The organism is Sphingopyxis sp. BSN-002 (genome assembly GCF_022024275.1).
Classification (GTDB): Bacteria; Pseudomonadota; Alphaproteobacteria; order Sphingomonadales; family Sphingomonadaceae; genus Sphingopyxis.
This window is the reverse complement of record NZ_CP091804.1, coordinates 239,424-256,144: the sequence shown is the minus strand read 5'-3', so window position 1 is coordinate 256,144 and position 16,721 is coordinate 239,424. Positions and strand designations below refer to the sequence as shown.

16 protein-coding genes are annotated in these 16,721 nt (G+C 64.0%); 7 read left to right on the top strand and 9 right to left on the bottom strand.

The features are described from left to right. Nucleotides 1-45: 45 nt before the first annotated feature. From L7H23_RS01450 to dusB, 5 genes are all read right to left on the bottom strand, one after another. A complete protein-coding gene (locus L7H23_RS01450) occupies nucleotides 46-1,425 on the bottom strand; it encodes a sigma-54 dependent transcriptional regulator (RefSeq protein ID WP_237837590.1) in 1,380 nt (459 codons plus the stop codon). Continuing rightward, nucleotides 1,415-3,685, bottom strand: coding sequence for an ATP-binding protein (locus L7H23_RS01445; protein ID WP_237837589.1), 2,271 nt, complete (start codon nucleotides 3,683-3,685; stop codon nucleotides 1,415-1,417). The genes L7H23_RS01450 and L7H23_RS01445 overlap by 11 nt, the downstream gene beginning before the upstream one ends. A 100-nt stretch (nucleotides 3,686-3,785) precedes the next feature. Further along, a complete protein-coding gene (ntrC, locus tag L7H23_RS01440; RefSeq protein WP_237837588.1) occupies nucleotides 3,786-5,201 on the bottom strand; it encodes a nitrogen regulation protein NR(I) in 1,416 nt (471 codons plus the stop codon). Beyond that, nucleotides 5,198-6,292: an ATP-binding protein gene (locus L7H23_RS01435; RefSeq protein WP_237837587.1), complete on the bottom strand. Its 1,095-nt coding sequence runs from the start codon at nucleotides 6,290-6,292 to the stop codon at nucleotides 5,198-5,200. The genes ntrC and L7H23_RS01435 overlap by 4 nt, the downstream gene beginning before the upstream one ends. Next, nucleotides 6,289-7,287: a tRNA dihydrouridine synthase DusB gene (dusB, locus tag L7H23_RS01430; protein WP_237837586.1), complete on the bottom strand. Its 999-nt coding sequence runs from the start codon at nucleotides 7,285-7,287 to the stop codon at nucleotides 6,289-6,291. Before dusB ends, L7H23_RS01435 begins: the two co-directional genes overlap by 4 nt. Before the next feature lie 97 nt (nucleotides 7,288-7,384). Here dusB and ispF point away from each other — a divergent pair, with 97 nt between their 5' ends. From ispF to L7H23_RS01410, 4 genes are read left to right on the top strand one after another with little or no spacing between them, the layout of a single operon-like run. Next, nucleotides 7,385-8,566: a 2-C-methyl-D-erythritol 2,4-cyclodiphosphate synthase gene (gene ispF, locus L7H23_RS01425; protein ID WP_237837585.1), complete on the top strand. Its 1,182-nt coding sequence runs from the start codon at nucleotides 7,385-7,387 to the stop codon at nucleotides 8,564-8,566. A gap of 30 nt (nucleotides 8,567-8,596) precedes the next feature. Further along, nucleotides 8,597-9,130 (top strand): hypothetical protein, encoded by a 534-nt coding sequence (locus L7H23_RS01420; RefSeq protein WP_237837584.1) that lies wholly within the window; start codon nucleotides 8,597-8,599, stop codon nucleotides 9,128-9,130. Between the two features lie 42 nt (nucleotides 9,131-9,172). Next, nucleotides 9,173-9,733, top strand: a complete 561-nt coding sequence (locus L7H23_RS01415) for a CinA family protein (RefSeq protein ID WP_237837583.1) — start codon at nucleotides 9,173-9,175, stop codon at nucleotides 9,731-9,733. A 21-nt stretch (nucleotides 9,734-9,754) separates the two neighbouring features. Beyond that, complete coding sequence (locus L7H23_RS01410) at nucleotides 9,755-10,309, top strand: dihydrofolate reductase family protein (protein ID WP_237837582.1); 555 nt, start codon at nucleotides 9,755-9,757, stop codon at nucleotides 10,307-10,309. On the opposite strand, the gene L7H23_RS01405 is transcribed toward L7H23_RS01410, so the two are convergent. Together L7H23_RS01405 and lipA are read right to left on the bottom strand one after the other, a co-directional pair. Continuing rightward, complete coding sequence (locus tag L7H23_RS01405; RefSeq protein WP_237837581.1) at nucleotides 10,270-10,731, bottom strand: type II toxin-antitoxin system RatA family toxin; 462 nt, start codon at nucleotides 10,729-10,731, stop codon at nucleotides 10,270-10,272. The genes L7H23_RS01410 and L7H23_RS01405 overlap by 40 nt on opposite strands. Continuing rightward, the gene (gene lipA, locus L7H23_RS01400; protein ID WP_275671247.1) at nucleotides 10,732-11,700 is read right to left on the bottom strand and encodes a lipoyl synthase; all 969 of its coding nucleotides are present in this window, start codon (nucleotides 11,698-11,700) and stop codon (nucleotides 10,732-10,734) included. A gap of 14 nt (nucleotides 11,701-11,714) precedes the next feature. Between lipA and L7H23_RS01395 the strand changes: the two genes are divergently transcribed. Both L7H23_RS01395 and L7H23_RS01390 read left to right on the top strand, forming a co-directional pair. Further along, nucleotides 11,715-12,353, top strand: a complete 639-nt coding sequence (locus tag L7H23_RS01395; RefSeq protein WP_237837579.1) for a carbonic anhydrase — start codon at nucleotides 11,715-11,717, stop codon at nucleotides 12,351-12,353. A gap of 23 nt (nucleotides 12,354-12,376) precedes the next feature. Continuing rightward, entirely contained in the window at nucleotides 12,377-12,955 is a 579-nt protein-coding gene (locus L7H23_RS01390; protein ID WP_237837578.1) for a DUF2846 domain-containing protein, read from the top strand. Between the two features lie 15 nt (nucleotides 12,956-12,970). Here L7H23_RS01390 and L7H23_RS01385 read toward each other — a convergent pair whose 3' ends face one another. Next, on the bottom strand, nucleotides 12,971-13,417 hold the full coding sequence (locus L7H23_RS01385; protein WP_237837577.1) for a PaaI family thioesterase: 447 nt from the start codon (nucleotides 13,415-13,417) through the stop codon (nucleotides 12,971-12,973). 2 nt (nucleotides 13,418-13,419) lie between these two features. Then, complete coding sequence (gene ettA / locus L7H23_RS01380) at nucleotides 13,420-15,099, bottom strand: energy-dependent translational throttle protein EttA (protein ID WP_237837576.1); 1,680 nt, start codon at nucleotides 15,097-15,099, stop codon at nucleotides 13,420-13,422. A gap of 125 nt (nucleotides 15,100-15,224) precedes the next feature. Here ettA and L7H23_RS01375 point away from each other — a divergent pair, with 125 nt between their 5' ends. Then, nucleotides 15,225-16,616 (top strand): M28 family peptidase, encoded by a 1,392-nt coding sequence (locus L7H23_RS01375; protein ID WP_237837575.1) that lies wholly within the window; start codon nucleotides 15,225-15,227, stop codon nucleotides 16,614-16,616. Nucleotides 16,617-16,721: the final 105 nt, after the last annotated feature.

The following is a 16,721-nucleotide window of genomic DNA, read 5'->3' as shown; positions in this document are numbered from 1 at the left end:
TCGGCAATATGCGGCAAAGCATTGCCGAGGTCTAGCCGAAAGCCGTCAACCTTCGCCTTCGGAATTTTCGGTCAGTCCGAGCAGCTTGAGCTTCCGATGCAGCGCCGAACGCTCCATCCCGATGAAGGTTGCGGTGCGCGAGATATTGCCCGAAAAACGGTTGATCTGGATGCGCAGATACTCGCGCTCGAAATTTTCGCGCGCTTCCTTGAGCGGGATCGCGGTGATCGATTCGGTATTGGGCAGAATATCGGTCCCGCCGCGAACAAGTTCGCCCGGCAGCATGTCGGCGTCGATGCGGCCGAGCCGATCGCTCGGCGCCAGAATCATCACGCGCTCGATGACATTGCGCAGTTCGCGAACATTGCCCGGCCAGTCATGCGCCTGGAGTGCCGCCATGGCCTCCGAGCTGATCTCGGGGGGCGGCACGCGGCGGTCGGCAGCGTAGCGCCGGACGAAATGGTCGCAGAGGCTTGCAATGTCGTCACGACGCTCGCGGAGCGGCGGGATATGCACCGGCACAACATTGAGGCGGTAGTAGAGGTCCTCGCGAAAGCGGCTTTCGGCGATCTCGGTCATCAGGTCGCGTGCGGAACCCGAAATGATGCGGACGTCGACGCGAATCATCGTCCGTCCGCCGACGCGCGTGAAGCTCTGGTCGGTAAGCACCCGCAGGATCTTGCCCTGCGTCGTGATCGGCATATCCGCCACCTCGTCGAGGAAAAGCGTGCCGCCGTGTGCCTGCTCGAGCAAACCGACCCGGATCGATCCGTCCTCGGCTTCCGATCCGAACAATTCGATCTCGACCGTCTCTGGATCCATCCGGGCGGACGAAATCACGCGAAACGGTGCATTCTGGCGCCCGCTCCAGCCGTGCAAGACCCGTGCGGCGACTTCTTTGCCGACCCCCGGCGCACCGGTGATCAGCACACGACTGCCAGTTCCGGCGACGCGCTTCAGCGTCGCGCGGACATTGTTGATGGCCGCGCTGGTACCGGTCAGTTCGTCGGCCGGCCCGGCCTTTTCCCGGAGCTGCTCATATTCGAACTTCAGCCGCTCGCTTTCGGTTGCGCGCGCGACAAGATGCAGCAGACGCTCGGCCTCGAAAGGCTTTTCGATAAAGTCGAAAGCACCGCGGCGGATTGCCGCGACTGCGGTGTCGAGGCCGCCATGTCCCGAAATCACGATGATGGGCAGGGTCGGATCGAACGCCTTGATTGCCTCGACAAGCCCGAGCCCGTCGAGCCGCGATCCCTGCAACCACACGTCGATCAGCGCCAGCGACGGCCGGCGCTGGCGAATGGCGTCGAGCGCCGCGTCGCTGTTCGACGCCGTGCGCGCCTCATAGCCCTCGTCCTCCATGACGCCCGCGACCAGCTCGCAAATGTCGCGCTCGTCGTCGACGATCAAAATATCAAGCGCCATATTCTTCTCTGTCCTGCCGGTTCCGCACACGCCCCGGAACCGATTCAATCTGCCCTGTCACCAAATCCCCGCCCTTGCCCGCAAGCGAACGGAGACGTTCGGGGTGCAGCGTCAATGTCACGCATGTCCCCTGTCCCGCCGGGTTGTCGCAAAAATCGAGTTCGCCATAATGTTGTTCGACGATCTTTTTCACGATCGCGAGGCCCAGCCCGGTTCCGCCTTGCCGAGTGGTCATATAGGGCTCCGCAATCGCGTCGCGCGCTTCGGGCAGGCCGATTCCATCGTCGCTGATACGGAGGACGATCGCATCCCGCGCACTGATGTCGAGCTCGGCGCGAATATGGCCGATCGGCGGGGTATCGGAATTGCCGGGCCGTTCCTCGATGGCTTCCACGGCATTCTTGACGATGTTGGTCAGCGCTTGTGACAGGAGCCGGCGATCGCAAACGAGTGGCTCGATCTCGTTCGGCGTCTTCACGCTGAATGCGATGTCGGGCTTCGCGACCTCGAACAGAAAAACCGCCTGACGCAGGATATCGCGAATGTCCTCGACGCCGAACGTCGGCTTCGGCATCCGCGCGAAGCTGGAGAATTCGTCGACCATCCGGCGCATGTCATGCACCTGCCGGATGATCGTGTCGGTCAGGCGACGGAAAGTCGTCTCGTCGCCTTCCACCTTGCTGCCGAAACGGCGCTGCAAACGCTCGGCCGCGAGCTGGATCGGCGTCAGCGGATTCTTGATCTCGTGCGCAATGCGGCGCGCGACATCGGACCAGGCGGCACGCCGCTGATCGAGCAATTGCTGGGTTATATCCTCGAAACTCAGCACAAAGCCGTCGCCTTGCGCCACGGCTTTGGCCGCGAGCGTCGCCGGCTCCGCGTCACGCCGCGCAAGCTGGACGATTCCTTCACGCTCCTCGCCGCTCAGCAGGCGCGAGAGTTCGGGCGCAACATTCGCAAGCGGCTGTCCGGTCAGGTCTCCCGCGCTCTGGCCCATCAGTCGCTCGGCGGCCGAATTGGCGAGCAGGATATTATGATCGACATCGACCGACACGACCGCCGAGGTCACGCCGCTGAGGACTGCCTCGATGAAGCTGCGGCGGGCATCCAGCGCGCTCGTCTGCCCTTCGATCTGCTCGGTCATCCGGTTGAAAGCGCGCGTCAGCACTGCAATCTCGTCATCGCGTTTCGGCGGCGTCACGCGAACAGACAGGTCCCCGCCCGCAGCGGTGCGCGTTGCTCCGATCAGCGTGCCAAGGGGGCGCACGATCCGGTCGGCCACGACGATTGCGGCGATCACGGCCATCGCAAGGAGAAGCAGCGAGCCCAGATAGAGCGCGCCATTGAACTGCAACTGCAACTGCTGGGACCGTTCGAACAGCGCATTATAGTCGGCAAGAACACTGCGCGCGCGGTTGAACTGCTCCAGACCGAGGATATTGGCGTCGCGCGATGCATAGACATAGACATTCGGCCTGCCGGGAAGCTGCGTCGCGGCCTCGATCCGGTCCGATTTCTGCAGGACGACGACCGCCTCGCCCCCCTTTATTTTCGCGACCGTCTCGGGCGAAATACGTGCGTCGGCGGCGCGATTGTCGGGATCGACCATCACCGGGGTACGCGCGATGCCGTCGGCACCGATCTCGACGATCGCGGACTCGTTCAGCTCACGAAGCACGACCTGCTGACCATAGGCATTCTGGAAGGGTACGCTGTCGATCGGATAGCGCGTCAGATAGAAGCTGAGGTCCTTCGCCATCGCGACCGTGTTCAGGCTGACCGACTTCTGGCTATCCTCATAAAAGGCCTGCGCCATACTCGCGGCATTTTCGAACATGCCGCGCGAACGGTCCGAGTACCAGAAATTGACCCCGAACTGGAAAAGCAGCGACGCAAAGATCACGACCAGCAAGGTCGGGGCGGCCGCAATCAGCGAGAAGAGTGCGACCAGACGAACGTGAAGCCGCCCGCTGCTGCCGGTGATTGACCGGGCTGCGCGCGCACGGGCCACGCGGCTGCCGATCAGCACCATCAGGGCCATCGCGGGAACAAGATTGACGACCATGATCGCGGCGACCAGCGCCGGCGTCAACAATCGCTCGCTCTGCGCGTCCCCCGTCACGAAAATATAGGTCGCGATCGCGACGCTGATTATGATGGCAAGCGTGTAATATTCGGGAGCAGCAAAGCGCCAGAAGCTCGACCTCGCTTCCTCGCCATCCGAATCCGTATCGTGCGTTATAGGGGGCGGTTGCACCATTGTTGCCTCGATACGACAATCCTGTTGCCTAGAAAACACACAATCGTGCGAAGCACGGCAGATGCCCCGAATCAGGGGGTCGCATGAAGAATCCCCGATCTCATGGATGTGCGGGATCGATATCGAGCTGGCCGAGACGCTTGCGCAATGTGTTGCGGTTAATCCCCAGTCGCCGCGCAGCCTCCAGCTGGTTCCCGCGAACCTCGCGGAGCGTGCGGCGCAGCAACGCAGCCTCGACAATCGCTTCGAGCTGCTCGTGAATCGCACCATCGTCTTCGGGGCCGCCGAGCTTTTCGCGGGCCCAGTCATCCACCGCGCGGGCGATCAGGTCGGCGGGCGCCGCGATGGACACCACTTCCCCGCTTTCCTGCAGCACCGATTCGACGTCGCGTACGGTCACGGTGGTATCTCGTGACAGAACGGCGAGCCGCTGCACGACATTGCCGAGCTCGCGAACATTTCCCGGCCAGTCGTGGCGTTCAAGCAACTGCATCGCGGGGGGAGCGAACTGGCGGTCGGGAAGCCCCGAATGACGTCCCGCATCGACGAAGTGCCGAACCAGCGCCGCGATATCGCTGCGCCGATCACGAAGCGGCGGCAAGGTTACCGGGATGACGTTGAGCCGGTAGAAGAGATCCTCGCGAAACCGTCCGTCGGCTACCAGCGTCCGCATGTCACGGTGCGTCGCGGCTACGACCCTGACATCGGCCCGGAGAGCATGACTGCCGCCAACCGTCGAATATTCATTGCTCTGGAGCACGCGGAGCAAGCGCGTCTGGGCTTCGAGCGGCATATCGCCGATCTCGTCCAGAAACAGCGTTCCGCCGGCGGCCTGCTCGAAACGGCCGGCGTTGCGGCTATGCGCGCCGGTGAAGGCCCCCTTTTCGTGGCCGAACAGTTCGGCCTCGATAAGTTCGCGCGGAATGGCCGCCATGTTGATCGCGACGAACGGCCCGCTCCGTCGCAACCCGGTTGCGTGGATGGCCCTTGCGACGACTTCCTTGCCGGTTCCCGACTCACCCAGGATCAGCACCGCGAGATCGTTTGTCGCAAGACGGGCGATCGTCCGGTAGACTGCCTGCATCGCCGGCGCGCGGCCGACGAGGCCGTGGCTGTCCGCCTGCCCGGCGTCGACCTTCGCCGCAGGCTGGTTGGCTCGCTCGAGCGCGGCACGAACGCTTGCGGTCAGCTCTTCGAGATCGAACGGCTTGGGCAGATAATCATAGCTGCCGATTCCCGTCGCGCGCACCGCTGTGTCGAGCGTGTTCTGTGCCGAAAGAACGATCACCGGGGTTTGCGGATCGACGCCCGCACCGGGCAGGGAATCGATGCCGTCGCCGTCGGGCAGGACGACATCGGTGATGATCAGGTCGGGACGATTGTCGGCAAGCCACGCGTTGCGTTCGCCGACGCTGCCGACCGAGGCGAAGGTTCCGCATTCGCCGGTCAGCGTCTCGCGGATGATCAGGGCGATCGCCGGATCGTCCTCGACGAGCAGGATCGTCTTGCCGTTCATTCGTGGCGGCCCTTCTTGGGAACGGCGGGAAGATGGACGCGGAAGCGGGTCCATTCGCCATCGCGCATATGTTGTGCGGTGCCGCCCATGTCGCGCGCGAGCTTGGCGACAAGAGCAAGGCCCAGCCCCCTGCCCTCGCGCTTCGTGGTAACGAACGGATCGAACAGGTCCCCGCGAATGTCGGCGGGAACGCCGGGGCCATTGTCGCTGACGCTGACCTCGATGGGCAGCGGGATACGACCGCGGCCGTCATCATTGTCGATCGAGAGGCCGTGACGATAGGCGGTCGCGATCCGCACGACGCCGTCATCGCGTCCGCCAAGCGCCTCGCAACCATTTGTAATCAGGTTCAGAAGTATCTGGACCACGGCATCGTGATTGCCGTGCACCATCGGCAAGGAAGGGTCGAAATCTTCGGAAAAGCGGACACCGGAAAACTGTCGCGCCCGCGCGGTTTCCATTGCCTGATGGATCGGCTGGTACAGATTGATCGGTGCGCATGCGATCGGTTGCCCGCGCGAGAAATGCTCCATCTGGTCGATCAGGGTCGTGATCCGGTCGACCTCTGCGCAGATCAGCGTCGTAAATCGCTCGCCGCTCGAGTCGGTCTTGCGCGCCAGCAATTGCGCCGCGCCCTTGATACCGGCGAGCGGATTCTTGATCTCGTGCGCGAGCATCGAGGCTGCGGCGCCGGCGGCGCGCCCGGACCTCCCTATCGCTCCTCCCATCAGTTCCGCATCGCTTTGCGATGGGACCAGCGTCAGAATCCGGTGACCACTGCGACCATAGGGGACCAGCTGCATGTCGACGAAGGCGGAGGAGCGCCCGCCGATCGAAATCTCGGCGCGATGCGCGAAGAGGGCGGAGGTCGCCGGGTCGTTCATGCGCTGGCGATAGCCCCGGTCCATTCCGATCACGTCGTACACGACGCGCCCGACCATCGCGGCGCGACCGATATTGCATAGCTGTTCGGCAGCGGCGTTGACGAAGAGGATCACCCCGCCCTTGTCGATCAACAGCGTGGCAATTGGGTGCGACTGGATAATCTCGTCATGGTCGAACGTCGGGATACTCGACGTCAGCGCACTCACGCAGCGGCCTTGCTCAGATACGGCCCGTAGAATTGCTCAAGCGCGTCGAGCACGCCCTTGCTGTCGGGAATCTGGTTGACCTTGTTGCGGAACTCGGCCGAACCATGGAGCCCCTTGACGTACCAGCCGAGATGCTTGCGCGCCATGTTGACGCCGGTCATCTCGCCATAATGGTCGATCATCGCACGATAATGCGATGTAATGACGTCATATTGCTCGTCGAGGCCGGGGTCGGGCCGCTCGGCCTCGCCGCGCAGCGCCGCCATGACCTGTCCGAGCAGCCAGGGACGGCCGTAGGCACCGCGGCCGATCATCACCCCGTCGGCTCCGCTCTGCGCAAGCGCGGTCTTCGCGTCGTCGGCGGAGCAGATATCGCCGTTGACGATGACGGGAATCGACACCGCGTCCTTGACCGAGCGGACGAACGCCCAGTCGGCTTCGCCACGATACATCTGGTTGCGCGTGCGACCATGGACCGTAACCAGCTTCGCGCCCAGATCCTCGGCGATATGCGCAAGTTCGGGCGCATTGAGACTGTCGTGACACCAGCCCATACGCATCTTGACAGTCACCGGGACCGACACCGCCTTGACGCAGGAGTCGATCAGCGCGGCGGCGAGCTTCAGGTCGCGCATCAGCGCCGAGCCCGCATCGCCGTTCGTGACCTTGCGCACCGGGCAGCCCATATTGATGTCGATAATCGCCGCGCCGCGGTCCTCGTTGAGCTTCGCCGCCTCACCCATTTCGTAAGGGGTACAGCCCACCAGCTGCATCGACACCGGCTCCTCCACCGGATCCCACGCCGCCTTCTGGATCGACTGGCGCGTCTCGCGGATCGCAGCCTGGCTGGCGATCATCTCGGTAACGTTGAGCCCCGAGCCATAGTAGCGGACAAGCTTGCGGAACGGCAGGTCAGAGACACCCGTCATCGGCGCGAGGATCACAGGATCCTCGATAGTGATATTGCCGATCTGGATGGGCCGGAGGGGCGCCATGGCGGGGAGCTTTCGTCGAAATTGCCTAAATTTTGAGCAGCCCCCTACACGCTAAGCCGCTTTTCCGCAAGGCGCGGCTACGCTAACCGGCCATCACATGAACGAGTCTGCCCCTTCTCCTGCCCGGCCCGTTGCAGTGATCCTGCTCGCGGGAGGCATCGGCACACGCGCCGGTTTCGGCCAGCCGAAGCAGCTCGAGCTCTTGGGCAACAAGCCGGTGCTACGCTGGAGCCTCGACGCCTTTGCAGCCCATCCGGCGGTTTCGGTCGGGGTGCTGGTCGCCAGCGATGACGTCATGGCCGCCATCCCCGCATTGCCCGAAGGGTGGACGCTTGCCGCGCCCGGGGCCGAGCGGCAGCAATCGGTCGCCAGCGCCCTCGCTGCGCTTGCCGGCTGGAGCGACGACGCGCTTTTGCTGGTCCACGATGCTGCCCGCCCAGGCGTTACCGCGGAAATCGTCGATCGCCTGCTTGCGGCGCTGCAGACCGCGGAGGCTGCCATTCCCACGCTGCCGGTTCCCGATACGCTCGTCGAGCAGGCACACAATCAAGCCGGTGACGTGGTTGATCGCAACGTTCTGGCAAGGGTACAGACGCCGCAAGCTTTCCGCTTGGGCGTTTTGCGATCCGCGCATGCCGAAGCGCTCGAGGCGACGGCGACCGATGACGCACAACTCGTCCGCAGGCTGGGCGTCGGCGTGGCAGCTGTGCCCGGCGACGCACGGCTGCACAAACTGACATATGCCGAGGATATGGCAATCCTTTCGGGCCTTCTGGGAACAGCAACGATGCGAACCGCTGTCGGCATGGGTTATGACGTTCACCGCCTCGTCCCGGACAAGCCGCTGTGGATAGGCGGCATGGAAATCGCGCATAGTCATGGCCTTGAGGGTCATAGCGATGCAGACGTCGCGCTTCACGCCATCACCGACGCCATTCTCGGCGCCTTGGCCGATGGCGACATCGGCGATCATTTTCCGCCGAGCGATCCCCGGTGGCGGGGCGCCGCCTCGTACCGCTTCCTCGCCTTCGCCGGCGAACGCGTGGGTGCACGCGGCGGCCGCATCGACCACATCGACCTCACGGTCATCGCGGAAGCACCGAAAATCGGCCCTCACCGTCCGGCGATCCGTGCGCGTATCGCCGAAATCCTTGCGATCCCGGTCGGAAGTGTAAGCGTGAAGGCGACAACGACCGAGCGGCTCGGCTTTACGGGTCGCCGCGAAGGGATTGCGGCGCAGGCGGTGGCGACGCTGTCGCTCCCGGTCGATCCACGCTAGAGCGAACCCGGGCAAAACAAAGGGGGCCTTATGAAACGAATTGTGACGAGTATTGCTGCGGCGATAGCCCTGACGGGAACATCTGCACGCGCTGCGACCGAAACCTGCGTCACCCCGGCCGAGATGAACGGGCTGGTGACCTATTTCCTTCCGCAAGTGATCAACAAGGTCGTCGACACGTGCAGTGCCCACCTTCCCGCGAGCAGCTATCTGCGTACCGCCTTCGGCGCGCGCGCCGATGAATTGAGAAAAGATGCCGATGCTGCGTGGCCGCAAGCGCGGACGGCCTTTATCAAGATCGGCGGCGGCAAGAATCCGAAGGATGTCGCCATGATGAAGGATTTGCCCGATGAGGCACTTCGTCCGATCGTCGAAGTGGGGCTGGCTGACGCGCTGGGGCTCGATCTCAAACCGGGCAGCTGCGCCGATGTCAACGATATCGGCGAAGCGCTCGCGCCGCTGAGCAATGGACAGATGGTTCACCTGATAGCGGTGGCACTGACGACGGCTGCCCGCGGGGACAAGGATATGGCAAGCTGCCCGCGCGATACATCGGCATCATGATGACATCGCGGGAGATATACGTGCGTTACAAGGGCATTCCCCATGTCTGAATCCTCGACCGCCGCATCGCGACAGGCCGCGCGCGACACCCTCGCGCAAGAGGTGCTGGAGAAGAATCGGACAGCGCGGAGGCGCATCGCCGTCGCCGAAAGCTGCACCGGCGGAATGGTCTCGGTCGCGCTGACCGATATTCCCGGCAGTTCGGATGTCTTCTCGGCGGGGTTCATCACCTATTCGGGGCACGCCAAGCGGTCGCAGCTCGACGTGAGCAGCGAGATACTCGAAACCTTCGGCGAAGTATCGCTCGCGACCGCATGGGCGATGGCAGCGGGAGCGCTCGCGAACAGCGACGCCGATGTCGCCGTTGCAATTACCGGCATAGCCGGACCGGGCGGCGGGTCGGAGAAGAAGCCGGTCGGCCATGTCGTCTTCGCCCGCGCGCTTCGCGGACAGGATCCCGACGATTACTTCACCCAGCGCGTGCAGTTCGGCTCGAAGGACCGTACCATGATCCGGCACGCGGCGACCCTGTTCGCGCTGGACCTGCTTCAGCCCGACCGGGATTCGTTACGGCCGTCCGAGGATATAGCGCTGCCGGCCTGATGCCGACGCCGGAGATGTGAAATGGCGAAGATCGTTTTCGGAATGAACCTCTCGCTCGACGGCTATGTCGATTTCGACCGGTTTGGCCCCGATCAGGCGCTGTTTCAACACTGGACCCGGCATGTCGAGGAAATCTCCGGCAGCGTATACGGCCGGCGCATGTACGAAATCATGCGCTATTGGGATCAGGACGATCCCGAATGGGATGCGGACCGGCATGCTTTTGCAGCTGCCTGGCGGCGGCAGCCGAAATGGGTGGCTTCACGCTCGCTGGAATCCGTCAGCCCGAACGCGACGCTCGTCCGGGACAATGTCGTGGACACAGTCCGGGACCTGAAAGCCCGGCTCTCCGGAGAGATTGCCGTTTCCGGCCCCGAGCTGGCGCAAGGCCTGACCGGTGCGGGACTCGTCGACGAGTATCGGCTCTATCTTCATCCCGTCGTGCTGGGCGGCGGCACCCCCTTCTTCGCCGGGCCGCGGCCACCGCTGCACCTTGTGGCCACCGACCGTATCGGCGACGAGGTGATCAGGCTGACCTATGTTCCGGTTGCGGGAGCAGGTGTCGACCTCCCGTAGAGCTCGCCCGCACGGGCTTCGAACGCGGCTATCATCTTGCGGAGCGCCTTGTCGAACATCTGCCCGGCCAGCGTCTCGAACACCCGGCTGCGGAACGAGAAGTCGACCATGAAATCGACGCGGCAACCGCCGCTTTCGAGCGGCGCGAAGTGCCATTCATTCTCGAGATGCTTCATCGGACCGTCGATATAGCTAACCGTCACGAGGCGCGACCGTTCCTTGTGGACGCGGCACGAGAAGCTTTCGCGCAGCCCCTTGAAGCCGACGATCATGTCGGCGACCGCTTCATTCTCGCTGTCGCTGCGGACGCGGAGCGCGATCACCCACGGCAGGAATTCAGGATAGCGCGCGATGTCGGTGACCAGCGCGAACATCTGTTCGGCGCTGTACGGCAGCTCGCGCGTCTCGTGGTGCCTCGGCAATCAGCCCGCCTTGATGCGCGCGAGCTGTTCTTCGCGCGCCGCGCGCATCCGCTCGAAATCGTCGCCGGCATGGTAGCTGGAGCGCGTCAGCGGCGACGAGGCGACCTGCAGGAAGCCCTTGGCGCGCGCGATCTGCGCATAGGCGTCGAACGCCTGCGGGGTGACGAAATCGATCACCTTCGCATGCTTCGGCGTCGGCTGGAGATACTGGCCCATCGTCATGAAATCGATGTCGGCGCTGCGCATGTCGTCCATCACCTGATGGACCTCCATCCGTTCTTCGCCGAGACCAAGCATGATGCCCGACTTGGTGAAGATCGACGGATCGCGGCGCTTGACGCTTTCGAGCAGGCGGAGCGACGCATAATAGCGCGCGCCCGGGCGGATCGTCGGATAGAGCCGCGGAACGGTCTCGAGATTGTGGTTATAGACGTCGGGCCGCGCGTCGACGATCGCCGCGACCGCGCTTTCGGGCTTGTTGCGAAAATCAGGAGTCAGGATCTCGATCGTCGTCTGCGGCGTTTCGCGGCGCAGCGCCTGGATCACCTTCACGAACTGGCTCGCACCGCCGTCGGGCAGATCGTCGCGGTCGACCGAGGTGATGACGATATGCGTCAGCCCCATCTTCGCCGCCGCCGCGGCCGTATGCTCGGGCTCGAGCAGGTCGACGGGGCGCGGCATGCCGGTCTTGACGTTGCAGAAGGCGCAGGCGCGCGTGCAGGTGTCGCCGAGGATCATCACCGTCGCATGCTTCTTGGTCCAGCATTCGCCGATGTTCGGGCACGCCGCCTCCTCGCACACGGTGTGCAGGTTGAGGTCGCGCATCAGCCGTTTCGTCTCGGCATAGCCGGGGCTGGTGGGCGCCTTGACGCGGATCCAGTCGGGTTTGCGGGGGCGGAGCGGCTGTGCGGGTGCGTTCATGTCGCCCACATAGTCGCGACCGCGCCTCTTCTCAACCTCTCTACCTATGCTAAGGCGCACTCATGACTCGCTTTGCAGATATGATCGATGGCTACCGGCGTTTCCGTAACGGCGGTTGGGCGGAACAACGCGAACGCTGGGAACAGCTTGCCGAGGGGCAATCGCCGAAGGTGATGGTCATCGCCTGCTCCGACAGCCGGTCCGAACCCTCGCAGATCTTCGACACCAATCCCGGCGAGATTTTCGTCGTGCGCAACGTCGCCGCGCTGGTGCCGCCGTTCGAGACGACTCCCGGCCGCCACGGCGTCTCAGCCGCGCTGGAATTCGCCGTCCAGTTCCTGAAGGTCGAGGAAATCGTCGTCATGGGGCACGGGCTTTGTGGCGGCTGCCACGCGGCGCTTCACAAGTCGATGGAGGGCGCCGAGCCCGGTCGCGGTGGCTTCATCGCCGACTGGATCGCGATGCTCGACGAGGCAAGCGCGGATGTCCGGGCCAGCCACCCCGACATCGACAACCGCGAGGCGGGACGCGCGATGGAAATGGCAGCTGTGCGCGTGAGCATAGACAATCTGCGCACCTTCCCCTGTATTCAGGAGAAGGAAAAGCGCGGCACGCTGAAACTTCGCGGCGCCTTCTTCGCGATTACCGACGGGGTGCTGCACATCATGGACGACGCGACGGGAGAGTTTGCACCGGCCTGACCGGCCGAACAGGGAGAACGGGCATGAGCAAGAATGCGATGTGGCTGACGATCATTTTCGCAGCCGCGATCTTCGGGGCGTTTCTGGGACCGTCGCTCGGCAGCCTGCTCGGCGAGACGACGATGCTGATCCTCGCGCCGCTGTTCCTGATCGGAGTCGTCGCCTTCTGCATCTGGGCGCTGTCGAGCAACAAGAGCGGCAAGAAGGCCGATACCGCGACGCTCGCCGAGGCCCGCACGATGAAGGCGCCAGAGGGCAAGGGCCGCATCTATGTCACCCGCCGCGGCTTCGTCGCCGCGCTGCAGGGTATGAACGTCACGCTCGACGGGACGGCGACCGGCCAGATCAAATCGGGTCAGATGCTGATGGCCGATGTCGAGCCCGGCTCGCACCGCATTCAGGTCGGGACCGCCAAGGCGAAACTCGCCAATGCGGCAGAAATCGACGTCGATATCGGCGCCGGCGGCGTCGTGGTGATCGACGCGATGATCGAGATGGGCGCGCTCAAGGGCAGCGTGAAGCTGACCCGGCTCGACGCAGCGAAGGCGCGCGAAAATGTCAACGCGACCGCGCTTATCCTTTGGGAAGTCGCGCCTGCCTGACGCCGGCGCGGGCGTTCAGGGAATTGCGTAAGTGACGTTCGCCTGACCGACCGGCTTGTCGGCATCGTCGGTCCAGATACGCACGTCCATCACCGCCAACCGCTTCCCGAGGCGCAGCATATGGGCGTCGGCGAAGACCGGGCCGGGGCGGCAGGGACGAAGGAACTGGTAGTTGAGCGCACTCGTCACCGCCATGGCGACGGGCCCGATATGCGCGAGGACCAGCGCATAGGCCGCCATATCGGCGAAGCCCATCTGCGTCGGGCCCGAGATCAGCCCGCCTGGACGCAGCGCCTGTTCATTGGGGTCGATCCGCGCCTGAATATGCCCGGGAACCGCGGACACGACATGCCCGCGCGAGCCCGGCTTCGAATGCGGGAAAGCCTCCGCCATGAAGGCGTTCAGCGCGTCCGCATCCATGCGGATCGCGCCCGACGATATCGGCGGCGCCTCCCCCGCCATTCTTAGCGCGTCAGTTTCTTGTAGCTGGTCGCATGCGGACGCGTCGCCTCGTCGCCGAGGCGGCGGATCTTGTCCTCTTCATAGGCTTCGAAGTTCCCTTCGAACCATTCGACGTGGCTGTCGCCCTCGAACGCCAGGATATGCGTCGCAAGGCGATCGAGGAAGAAGCGGTCGTGGCTGATGACCACGGCGCAGCCGGCGAAATTCTCGAGCGCTTCTTCGAGCGCCGCGAGGGTTTCGGTGTCGAGGTCGTTGGTCGGTTCGTCGAGCAGGAGGACGTTGCCACCCTCCTTGAGCATCTTGGCCAGATGGACGCGGTTGCGTTCACCGCCCGAGAGCAGGCCGACCTTCTTCTGCTGGTCGACGCCCTTGAAGTTGAAGGCGCCGACATAGGCGCGCGTCTGCATCTCGTGCTTGCCGATGTTCATCAACTCGTGGCCGCCCGAGATTTCCTGCCAGACATTGTTGTCGGGCTTCAGGTCGTCGCGGCTCTGGTCGACGAAGCCGAGGCGCACCGTGTCACCGATGGTGACGGTGCCGCTGTCGGGCGTTTCCTGACCGGTGATCAGCTTGAACAGGGTCGATTTACCCGCGCCGTTCGGCCCGATGACGCCGACAATGCCGCCCGGCGGCAGCGTGAAGGACAGGTCCTCGAACAGCAGCTTGTCGCCATAGGCCTTCGAGATGCCGGCAACTTCGATTACCTTGCCGCCGAGGCGTTCGGGGATCTGGATGACGATCTGCGCCTTGCCGGGGGTGCGCTTTTCCTGCGCCTCGACGAGCTGGTCGAAGCTCTTGATACGCGCCTTCGACTTGGCCTGACGCGCTTTCGGCGACTGCCGGATCCACTCGAGTTCGTCCTTGATTGCCTTCTGGCGCCCCTGATCTTCGCGCGCTTCCTGCTCGAGGCGCTTGCCCTTCTTGTCGAGGTAGGTCGAATAATTGCCCTCGTAAACGAAGTAGCGGCCGCGATCGAGTTCGAGGATCCAGTTCACGACATTGTCGAGGAAGTAGCGATCGTGGGTGACGAGGATCACGTTGCCCGGATAGTCGACGAGATGCTTTTCGAGCCAGGCGACGCTTTCGGCGTCGAGGTGGTTGGTCGGCTCGTCGAGCAGCAGGATCGAGGGCTTTTCGAGCAACAGGCGGGTGAGCGCGATGCGGCGCTTTTCACCGCCCGACAGATTCTCGACGCTCCAGTCGCCCGGCGGGCAGCGGAGCGCTTCCATCGCGATTTCGAGCTGGTTGTCGAGCGTCCAGCCGTCGATCGCGTCGATCTTTTCCTGAAGCGTACCCATTTCCTCCATGAGCGCGTCGAAATCGGCGTCTTCGGGCGGATCGGCCATCAGCGTGCTGATCTCGTTGAAGCGGTCCATCATGTCAGCGACGCCGCGGACGCCGTCCATGACGTTTTCCTTGACTGTCTTGGTCGGGTCGAGTTGCGGCTCCTGCGCCAGATAGCCGACGCTGATCCCCTCGCCCGGCCACGCTTCGCCGCTGAATTCCTTGTCGATGCCGGCCATGATCTTCATCAGGGTCGACTTGCCGGTGCCGTTCGGGCCGACGATGCCGATCTTGGCATCGGGGTAGAATTGCAGGCTGAGATTGTTGAGCGTCGGCTTTTGCGCGCCGGGATAGGTCTTGGTCAGACCCTTCATCACGAAACTGTACTGGGCGGCCATGGATATGCTCCGGTAAAGGCTGGGCCGCGGTCGAGCGGCCGGGAGAGTTGGGCGCCGGTTAGCGAATGGGCGCGGAATTGGCAATCGGCGCTTGCGCCTGCGAGGCGCGTCGTTACGAAAGCGGCATGACAATCCCCCTCACCTCGACCCGCCTTGCCGCGATCGCCGCCCTTCTCCTCTCTTCCGCCGCATCTGCCCAACCGGCGCAAAGCGCAGCTGAACTGGCGCAGCAAGGCGATGATCCCGCATGGGCGATCACCCGCGACCTGACGACCGAGATCGGCCCGCGCATGGCGGGAACCGACGCCGAAGCCGCCGCACGCCGCTGGGCCACGCGGCGGCTCCAGGCCATGGGCTTTGCCAATGTCCGTGAGGAAGCGTTCGATATGCCCGTGTGGGTGCGTGGCGCCGAAGAGGCGTGGCTGACCGGCCCGTTCCTGCCGCAGAAGCTCGCGATCACCGCCCTCGGCAACAGCGCATCGACGGGCGCCAGCGGCATTGAAGGCGAAATCGCCTATTTCGGGAGCTTCGACGCGCTCGCCGCCGCACCCGACGCGTCGGTGAAGGGCAAGATCGTCTTCATCGACCATCAGATGAAGCCGGCGCAGGACGGCAGCGGTTATGGCTATTACGGACGCGGCCGGTTCACCGGACCCAATGTCGCGGCCAAAAAGGGAGCTATCGCGATCGTGATCCGGTCGATCGGTACCGACAGCCACCGGAACCCGCACACCGGCGTCACCAATTTCGATGCCGGCGTGACGCCGATCCCGGCAGGCGCCATTTCCAACCCCGACGCCGACCAGCTGGTCCGGCAATGGCGGCGTCCGCAGCCGGTGCGCACCGATGCAGCGACGCGGCTCAGGATGAAGCTGATACTGACCCCGCAGAATCTCGGCATCCGCAAGTCGGGCAACGTCATTGCCGAAGTGCCGGGCAGCGAACCAGCCGCCAGCCCGGTCATCATTGCCTGTCATCTCGACAGCTGGGACCTCGGCACCGGCGCCATCGACGATGCAGCGGGCTGCGGAATTATCACCGCAGCGGCAAAGCATGTCATGAGCGCCGGCCAGCCGCGCCGCACGATCCGCATCCTGTGGGCCGGGGCCGAAGAAGTCGGCGTGTTCGGCGGCAAGGCCTATTTCGACGCGCACGGCAAGGAAAAGCACGCGGTCGCGCTCGAATCCGATTTCGGGGCCGATCGCGTCTGGCGCGTCGACTTCAAGCTTCCCGACGGCGCAAAGAGCCTCGCGGACCGGATTGCCGCCGCGGTGATGCCCTTCGGGGTCGTGCGCGGCAAACAGCCGGCGGACGGCGGCGCCGATGTCGGAGCCCTGATTCAGGCCGGCGTTCCGGCAATCGATCTGGCGCAGGATGGGACACGCTATTTCGACATCCACCACACGCCCGACGACACGCTCGACAAGATCGACCCGGCACAATTGCGACAGAATGTGACGGTTTGGGCCGCGACTCTGGCGATTCTGGCCAACAGCAGCGATAGCGAACTTCCGTAGTATGACGGAGAAATGACAGATTCCCGCCCGCGGCGGGCATCTCAATTATTTTTGTTGACGATTCATGCGGAACGGCTAAATCCCGCCGCTCGCGGTACGGGAAGT

Excerpts from the sequence above, each read along its gene's own strand:
- L7H23_RS01450 (WP_237837590.1), bottom strand. The coding sequence starts at position 1,425 with ATGGCGCTTGATATTTTGATCGTCGACGACGAGCGCGACATTTGCGAG.
- L7H23_RS01445 (WP_237837589.1), bottom strand. The coding sequence starts at position 3,685 with ATGGTGCAACCGCCCCCTATAACGCACGATACGGATTCGGATGGCGAG.
- ntrC (WP_237837588.1), bottom strand. The coding sequence starts at position 5,201 with ATGAACGGCAAGACGATCCTGCTCGTCGAGGACGATCCGGCGATCGCC.
- dusB (WP_237837586.1), bottom strand. The coding sequence starts at position 7,287 with ATGGCGCCCCTCCGGCCCATCCAGATCGGCAATATCACTATCGAGGAT.
- ispF (WP_237837585.1), top strand. The coding sequence starts at position 7,385 with ATGAACGAGTCTGCCCCTTCTCCTGCCCGGCCCGTTGCAGTGATCCTG.
- L7H23_RS01420 (WP_237837584.1), top strand. The coding sequence starts at position 8,597 with ATGAAACGAATTGTGACGAGTATTGCTGCGGCGATAGCCCTGACGGGA.
- L7H23_RS01415 (WP_237837583.1), top strand. The coding sequence starts at position 9,173 with ATGTCTGAATCCTCGACCGCCGCATCGCGACAGGCCGCGCGCGACACC.
- L7H23_RS01410 (WP_237837582.1), top strand. The coding sequence starts at position 9,755 with ATGGCGAAGATCGTTTTCGGAATGAACCTCTCGCTCGACGGCTATGTC.
- L7H23_RS01395 (WP_237837579.1), top strand. The coding sequence starts at position 11,715 with ATGACTCGCTTTGCAGATATGATCGATGGCTACCGGCGTTTCCGTAAC.
- L7H23_RS01390 (WP_237837578.1), top strand. The coding sequence starts at position 12,377 with ATGAGCAAGAATGCGATGTGGCTGACGATCATTTTCGCAGCCGCGATC.
- L7H23_RS01385 (WP_237837577.1), bottom strand. The coding sequence starts at position 13,417 with ATGGCGGGGGAGGCGCCGCCGATATCGTCGGGCGCGATCCGCATGGAT.
- ettA (WP_237837576.1), bottom strand. The coding sequence starts at position 15,099 with ATGGCCGCCCAGTACAGTTTCGTGATGAAGGGTCTGACCAAGACCTAT.
- L7H23_RS01375 (WP_237837575.1), top strand. The coding sequence starts at position 15,225 with ATGACAATCCCCCTCACCTCGACCCGCCTTGCCGCGATCGCCGCCCTT.